At 73.6% G+C, this 6,770-nt stretch carries 5 protein-coding genes; 4 read left to right on the top strand and 1 reads right to left on the bottom strand.

All coding sequences use genetic code 11. The features are described 5' to 3' along the window. Nucleotides 1-591 precede the first annotated feature (591 nt). From ACFRFC_RS17890 to ACFRFC_RS17880, 3 genes are all read left to right on the top strand, one after another. Nucleotides 592-1,860, top strand: coding sequence for a sensor histidine kinase (locus ACFRFC_RS17890; RefSeq protein ID WP_382686334.1), 1,269 nt, complete (start codon nt 592-594; stop codon nt 1,858-1,860). Further along, entirely contained in the window at nt 1,845-2,498 is a 654-nt protein-coding gene (locus ACFRFC_RS17885) for a LuxR C-terminal-related transcriptional regulator (RefSeq protein ID WP_382686332.1), read from the top strand. Before ACFRFC_RS17890 ends, ACFRFC_RS17885 begins: the two co-directional genes overlap by 16 nt. A gap of 155 nt (nt 2,499-2,653) precedes the next feature. Next, complete coding sequence (locus tag ACFRFC_RS17880) at nt 2,654-4,165, top strand: DUF1996 domain-containing protein (protein WP_382686330.1); 1,512 nt, start codon at nt 2,654-2,656, stop codon at nt 4,163-4,165. An 89-nt stretch (nt 4,166-4,254) separates the two neighbouring features. Here the strand turns inward: ACFRFC_RS17880 and ACFRFC_RS17875 are convergent, their stop codons facing one another. After that, complete coding sequence (locus tag ACFRFC_RS17875) at nt 4,255-4,656, bottom strand: hypothetical protein (protein ID WP_382686328.1); 402 nt, start codon at nt 4,654-4,656, stop codon at nt 4,255-4,257. 131 nt (nt 4,657-4,787) lie between these two features. On the opposite strand from ACFRFC_RS17875, the gene ACFRFC_RS17870 reads away from it, so the two are divergent. After that, entirely contained in the window at nt 4,788-6,713 is a 1,926-nt protein-coding gene (locus ACFRFC_RS17870; protein ID WP_382686325.1) for a hypothetical protein, read from the top strand. The last annotated feature ends 57 nt before the right edge of the window (nt 6,714-6,770 follow it).

The following is a 6,770-nucleotide window of genomic DNA, read 5'->3' as shown; positions in this document are numbered from 1 at the left end:
GGGGGGGGGGTGTGGTTTGGTGTCCGGGGGGGGGCCCGGCCCCCCGGGCCCCCGGGATCGGGTCCGGGCCCGGCCCCCCCCCCGGGGGGGGTGGGGCCCCCCCCCGGGTCCCCCCACCGCAGGGACCGGGCTCGGCGCGCGCGCCGACACCACCGGGCCTGGGGACCTGGATGCCTGGGAAGCCGTCGTGGCAGCCTCCGTCCCCTCCGACCGGACGCCGGGGCGCAGTTGCCCCGTCCCCGCCCCCGCGATCGGGACCCGAGGGCGCGGACACTCCCGGTCCCGTCCCTCAGCCCGGGACCGGGGGGCGCAGACACCCCGCCGCCGACCAGGACCCGGGAGCGCGAACACCCACGAACACCCCCGCACCTCCACCCCTCCCCCCTCCACCCCTCCGACCGGCCCCCGGGGCGCCGGCACCCCCGCCCCCGCGATCGGGACCCGGGGACGCGGACCCCCCAGGGAGGCAGACCCCCGCCCCGGACGCCCCGGAACAGCCCCGCCCCAGCCGAGGGGGGTGTAGGTAGCCCCACCCCCAACCCGGGCCCCCTCCCCCGTGTCTCCCCCCGTCCGCTCCGCGAGACTGGCCGTATGGACAGCGGTGGCGGGAACGGTGGGACGTGGGCGGGCGAGGCCCGGGAGGTCGGGACGGCGGGGGTGCGGGGGCTGGCGCTCGCGCTGATGGGGCTGCCCGGGGCGCTGGTCTGCTTCGTGCTGAGCGTGGTGTCCCTCGCGCTGATCCCGATCGGGGTCGGGATCGTCACCACGCCCTGGGTGCTGACCGGGGTCCGGGCGCTCGCGGATACGCGGCGGGCGCTGGCGGCGCGCTGGGGCGGGGTGACGATCCCGGCGTCGTACCGGCCGCTGCCCGCCGGGGCCAATCCGTGGACCCGTACGTTCGGGATGCTCGGGGACCGGGCGACCTGGCGGGATCTGCGGTGGCTGACGGTGGACATGACGGCCGGGTTCGTCCTCGGGGTGCTGGCGTTCGCGCTGACGCTCTATCCGCTGGAGGGGTTCGTGCTGGCGGCCGGGCTGTGGGCGGTCCTGCCCGACCCGTACTGGTACGGCTTCGTGCCGGTCAGCGGCCCGCTGTCGGCGTTCGCCGCCGCCGGGCTCGGAGCCGTCCTGCTCGTCGTCGCCCGGTACGGCACCCCCCGGCTGCTGCGGGGGCACTTCCTGCTCAGCCGGGCGCTGCTCGCGCCCGGCGAGGGGGAGCTGGCGGAGCGGGTGCGGGTGCTCACCGAGACCCGGCGGGACGCGGTGGACACCTCGGCCGCCGAACTGCGCCGCATCGAACGCGATCTGCACGACGGGGCGCAGGCCCGGCTGGTGGCGATGGGCATGGACCTCGGCACGATCGAGGCGCTGATCGAGAAGGACCCGGCGAAGGCCAGGGAACTGCTCGGACAGGCCCGGCGGTCCTCCGCCGACGCCCTCACCGAACTGCGCGACCTGGTCCGTGGCATCCATCCCCCGGTCCTCGCCGAGCGGGGCCTGGGCGACGCCGTACGGGCGCTGGCGCTGCGGCTGCCGGTGCCGTCCGAGGTGACGGTGGAACTCGCGGGCCGGGCGGACGCGCCGGTGGAGTCGGCGGCGTACTTCGCGGTCAGCGAGGTGCTCACCAACGCGGTCAAGCACGCCGGGGCCGACCGGATCTGGGTCGATCTGCACCACGCCGACGGGTGTCTGCGGATCGCGGTCACCGACAACGGCCGGGGCGGCGCGGCGATCGGCGCGGGCTCCGGTCTGGCCGGGGTGGAGCGGCGGCTCGGTACATTCGACGGCGTCCTGGCCGTCAGCTCCCCGGCGGGCGGTCCCACCATGGTGACCATGGAGATTCCGTGCGTGTTGTCCTAGCCGAAGATCTGTTCCTGCTGCGTGACGGACTGGTCCGGCTGCTCGAAGCCCATGACTTCGAGATCGCGGCGGCCGTGGAGAGCGGCCCCGAGCTGACCCGGGCGCTGGCCGAGCTGTCGCCGGACGTTGCGGTGGTGGACGTGCGGCTGCCGCCCACGCACACCGACGAGGGGTTGCAGTGCGCGCTCGCGGCCCGCCGGGAGCGGCCGGGGCTGCCGGTGCTGGTGCTGTCGCAGCATGTGGAGCAGCTGTACGCGCGCGAGCTGCTCGCCGACGGCACGGGCGGGGTCGGCTATCTGCTGAAGGACCGGGTGTTCGACGCGGCCCAGTTCGTGGACGCGGTACGACGGGTGGCGAAGGGCGGTACGGCGATGGATCCACAGGTCATCCAGCAGTTGCTGAGCCGGCGCGCGGCGGGCGATCAGCCGCTGGCCCGGCTCACCCCGCGCGAGCGGGAGGTGCTGGAGCTGATGGCGCAGGGCCGGTCCAACGCGGCGATCGCGGAGCGGCTGGTGGTGACGGAACGGGCGATCGCGAAACACACCTCCAACATCTTCGCCAAACTGGGCCTGGAGGTCTCGGACGACGACAACCGGCGCGTCCTCGCGGTTCTCGCCTATCTGGACCGGGGCCGCTGAATCTCTCGACCAGGGACACTGAATCCCGTTGCGTAAATCTCGCGGTAATTCCCGGGACGGCTGAACACCTCTGCGGCGCCCTCCGTACAAAGGGGCGCCGCTTCACTCCTGTCGGGCGCCTCGATGCTGCCCCGCAAGGAAGTCAGAGGAGTTCCATGGGACGCAACACACGAAAACGCCGTACGCCGCTGGCCACCAAGGCCATTGCCGCATCGGCGGCCCTAGCGCTCGGTGGGGGCGGGCTGATCTGGGCGAACTTCTACGCCTCGGCGCACGAGGACGGCAACGGCCGGCAGAACCGGACCAGTTCGGCGGGCACCCAGGTGGCCACCATCGACTGCCCGGACGTCGGCCAGCAACTGTCCGAGGTGCCGGACCAGGCCCGGGGGGAGGTGGACGGCGAGCTGGCCTCGATGGACCGGCAGATCACCGAGGCGTACCAGCGGCTGGCGAGCACGCGCGACGCGCAGGCGCAGGACGCCGGCTATGTGCAGAACGCCATCCTTCAGCCGCTCAAGGACAACCGGAAGGTGCTGATCGACCGGATCAAGCTGGAGATCGACCGGGCCGGCGGCAACGCCTCGAACAGCCTGGACGATCTCGCCGGCTGCACCGGCACCCCGGCGGAACAGCCCGAGACCGACGACGGCCAGGGCGACGGCGACAACGGGGACGGCGGCGGGGACAACGGCGGTGACGGTGACGGCGGCGGTCAGGAGCCGGGCAACGGGGGCCAGGGCGGCAACGGCCCGGTCGCGGCGGACTTCCAGGACATCACCACCGTCGAGCCGAACTCCCGGGAGTTGCCGGGCGGTCTGGCCGCGAACGGCCGGAGCGGTTCGAAGGGCACCTTCACCACCAAGTGCGGCACCAACGCGAACGACAACCACAACACGGACAATGTGATCGTGGCCCCGGGTGTCACCAACGGCGCCCACCATCTGCACGACTACGTCGGCAACCAGAGCAACGACGCCTTCGCCAGTGACGACGTCCTCGCCGACGCCGAGACGACCTGCCAGAACCAGGGCGACCGCTCCTCGTACTTCTGGCCGGTGCTGCGTCTCCAGGACGGCACGCAGGACTTCGACCAGAACGCCGCCGGGGGTGGCACCGAGGGCAATGTGGGCCGGATCCTGGAGCCCGAGCAGGCCCAGCTGAAGTTCGTCGGCAACCGGACCGGGCCCGTGGTCGCGATGCCGCAGGCCCTGCGCATCATCACCGGTGACGCCAAGGCGTTCGTCAACGGCCTCGCCAACGCAAACACCGCCTGGACCTGCACCGGCTTCGAGGACCGGCAGCTGACCGACAAGTACCCGCTGTGCCCCGAGGGCAGTGGCGTGGTGCGGCTGTCCAACTTCCAGAGCTGCTGGGACGGACAGAACATCGACAGCGCCAACCACCGCACCCATGTGGCGTTCGTCCAGGCCGACGGCACCTGCGCCAATGGCTTCCAGGCGATCCCGCAGCTCCAGGTGCGGCTGGTCTACGACGTGCCGGCGCCGACCATCGAGAACGGGGTGGTGCAGAATCCGTTCGCGGTGGACTCGTTCCCCGAGCAACTGCACAAACCGATCACCGACCACAATGATTTCATCAACTTCTTCTCCACCAAGACGATGAAGAAGATGGTCGACTGCATCAATTCGGGCAGGCGTTGCCAGTGAGGTCATAGAACTGGCGGGCGGTAAAGGAGACCGGCGGTGGGATGTCCCACCGCCGGTCTCCGCCGCCATTCCCTTTTCGCCGGCCGCCGTCAGTGCGCCGAATGGTCCGTGCCCTCCTCCAGCTCCCCGCCCAGCGTGGTCCGCAGTGCCGTCACCACCTTCGTCTCCCCCACGGCCACCCACTTGCGGCCGACGAGATAGTGACCGCCGTAGTCCTTGGCCCCGTTGATCCACTCGCGCTGTCCGCGGTCCGTGGCGAAGGTGGCGAGGACGAATCTGCCGTCGCCGTTCTCGCAGATCGCCTGGCGGAGTTCGTCGGCGTCGGTCTGGATGTCGGGCTCGCAGCGCACCTCGGCGGCCAGGTGCTCCAGGCTGCCGGTCGCCGTCGCCGGGACCGCCTCCTGACCACCGTCGCCGGGGCCGCCGCACCCCGCGAGCACGATCACCGCCAGGCCACCGCCCAGGGCGAGCATCGGTCGGGTCGGTCTCATCAGTTCCTCCGGGTCGGGCAGGGAGACACACGTACCGTCCTTCGATACGGCTGCCGTAGGCCGCGTGCTCAATCCCGGCGCCCTCGCCTTCCCCGCGGTGACCAACCACCGTCCCGCTCGTTCTCACCGACGTGCAGTCACAGGATGTCGCCCCCCGCCCCGCGTCCGCCGGCTCCGGCGGTCCCGTCGTCGATGTCGAGCAGGCGGAGGCCGCGCTCGTCGAGCACTATCCGCGGCTGGTGCGGCTGGCCTATCTGGTGCTGCCGCCGAGCCTGAACCGGGGTCGCCGGGTGCTGAGCGCGCACGCGCTGGCCCAGCGGGCGCTGCCGCGCGGCCGGACCGCCGCGCCGGTGATCCCCGCCCAGTCGACCGGCGACCGCGACGGCGACCCGGGCTACGCGTACGTACGGCTGCGGGTGGTGCGTACCGCGCTGGAGGCGGGGCTGCCGCTGCGGCGCCGGGCGTGGCCGAAGCGGGCGCAACTGCCGCCGCTGCTGCCGCAGGTGTGGGGGCTGCGGATGTTCCCGCGCTCGGGCGGCGCCGATGAACTCGCCCTGGACCAGCGGCTGGCCGCGCTGTCCGCCCCCGCCCGTGCCGTGTACGCCCTGCGCGGGCTGGAGCGGCTGGCCGACGACGACGTACGCGAGGTGCTCGCGGACGCCGGGGTGAAGGAGCCGGCGGCGGCGCTCGCCGAGGCGGACGGGGTGCCCGCGCAGTACGCGCTGCTGGACTCGCCCGAGTTCGACCCCTGTTCGTTGCAGGTCCGGCCCACCGATCTGATGCGGCGCCGCCAGCATCTGAAGGCGGCCGTGGCGGCGGGCGCCGCGCTCCTGGTGTGCGGCGCGCTGCTGGGGCTGCCCGGCGACGGCTGGGGCCCGGACGGCGCCGCCGCCCCCGCGTACGCGCAGAACCCGGCCGCGCAGGCGGCGCTGGACCCGGCCCGGCTGGTGAAGGTCTCCCCCGCCGCCTGGAAGTCCGCCACCCGCACCGACTTCACCGTCTGGCCCGCGCGCGGCGAACTCACCGGCGACTCCGATCTGCTGCGCCGCGCCCTCGCGGTCTGGGCCCGCCCCGGCGAGTCCGTGCAGGTCTCGGCCACCCCCGGCACGGCCACCGGCGGCCCGGCGGGCCCGCCCCAGCTGCTGTACGCGGACGTCGTCGACAACGCGCGCGTGGTGATCCTGTACGACGGTCTGCGCCTCGCCCGGTACGCCGAGCCGAAGGACGGACAGGCAGGGGCCGCGCTGGACCTCGCGCGGCTCGACGGCGCGACGGCCACCGAGGCCACCGCCGTGGTGCTCAACCGGACCGACGGCAACGTCCGCTATCTGACCGCCCCCTGGGTGACCGGCGCGGCCGAGCTGGACCTGGTCAGGCCCGGCTCCGGCGCGATGGAGCTGACGGTGACCGAGGGGGTCACCTCGCCGATGTCCAGCCCCGCCACCCGGACCGGCGACTGCACCTCCTGGAACGCGCTGAAACTGACCACCGCCGACGGCACCCGGATCGCCTCCGACCTCGGTGAGCTGGTCCCGGCCCGGCTCACCACCGGGCACCCCGGCGCGGCCCATGACGCGTCGGGCGCGGAGGCGCTGCGCACCTGGTCGCCGTACGCCTGCTCGCTGGCGGCGGTGCAGGGGCAGGGCGTGCGGACGGTGAACGCGTGGAGCTTCGCCGAGCAGCCGCTGCCCGAGTCGGGTGGCACGGCGAGCTGGGTGTGCACGCGTGCGGAGACCTGGCGGGGCGGCGGCGAGCGGGTGCTGGCGCAGTTCCACACGCCGGGCGGGACGTACGGGGCGGTCGCGGCGAAGGGGGAGAACGTCCCGGCGTGCGGGGCGCGCGATCCGCAGGTGCTGGCCGGGGTGCTGTGGAAGTCCGGGGCCGGGTCCTGGTATCTGCTCGCGGCGGGCGGCCGGGACACCGCGTCGATCGCCACCACGGGCGGTGTCGAGGCGTCCGCCGAGGGCAATCTGCTGTCCGTGCGCACCGAACAGGGCGCGCAGGCAGGGCTGGAGGGGACGCTGGAGGACGGGCGGACCATCGAGGCGCTGCACTAGCGGGTGACAGCGGCCGGTACCCTTCGGCCAGTCTGCGCGTGAGGGGTTCCCCCGGCG

The organism is Streptomyces sp. NPDC056734 (assembly GCF_042790455.1).
Lineage (GTDB): Bacteria > Actinomycetota > Actinomycetes > Streptomycetales > Streptomycetaceae > Streptomyces.
The sequence above is the reverse complement of the archived record's forward strand: the minus strand, read 5'-3'. Positions and strand labels throughout refer to the sequence as shown.

Coding starts and splice junctions, on each gene's coding strand:
- ACFRFC_RS17890 (WP_382686334.1), top strand. CDS start 592: ATGGACAGCGGTGGCGGGAACGGTGGGACGTGGGCGGGCGAGGCCCGG.
- ACFRFC_RS17880 (WP_382686330.1), top strand. CDS start 2,654: ATGGGACGCAACACACGAAAACGCCGTACGCCGCTGGCCACCAAGGCC.
- ACFRFC_RS17875 (WP_382686328.1), bottom strand. CDS start 4,656: ATGAGACCGACCCGACCGATGCTCGCCCTGGGCGGTGGCCTGGCGGTG.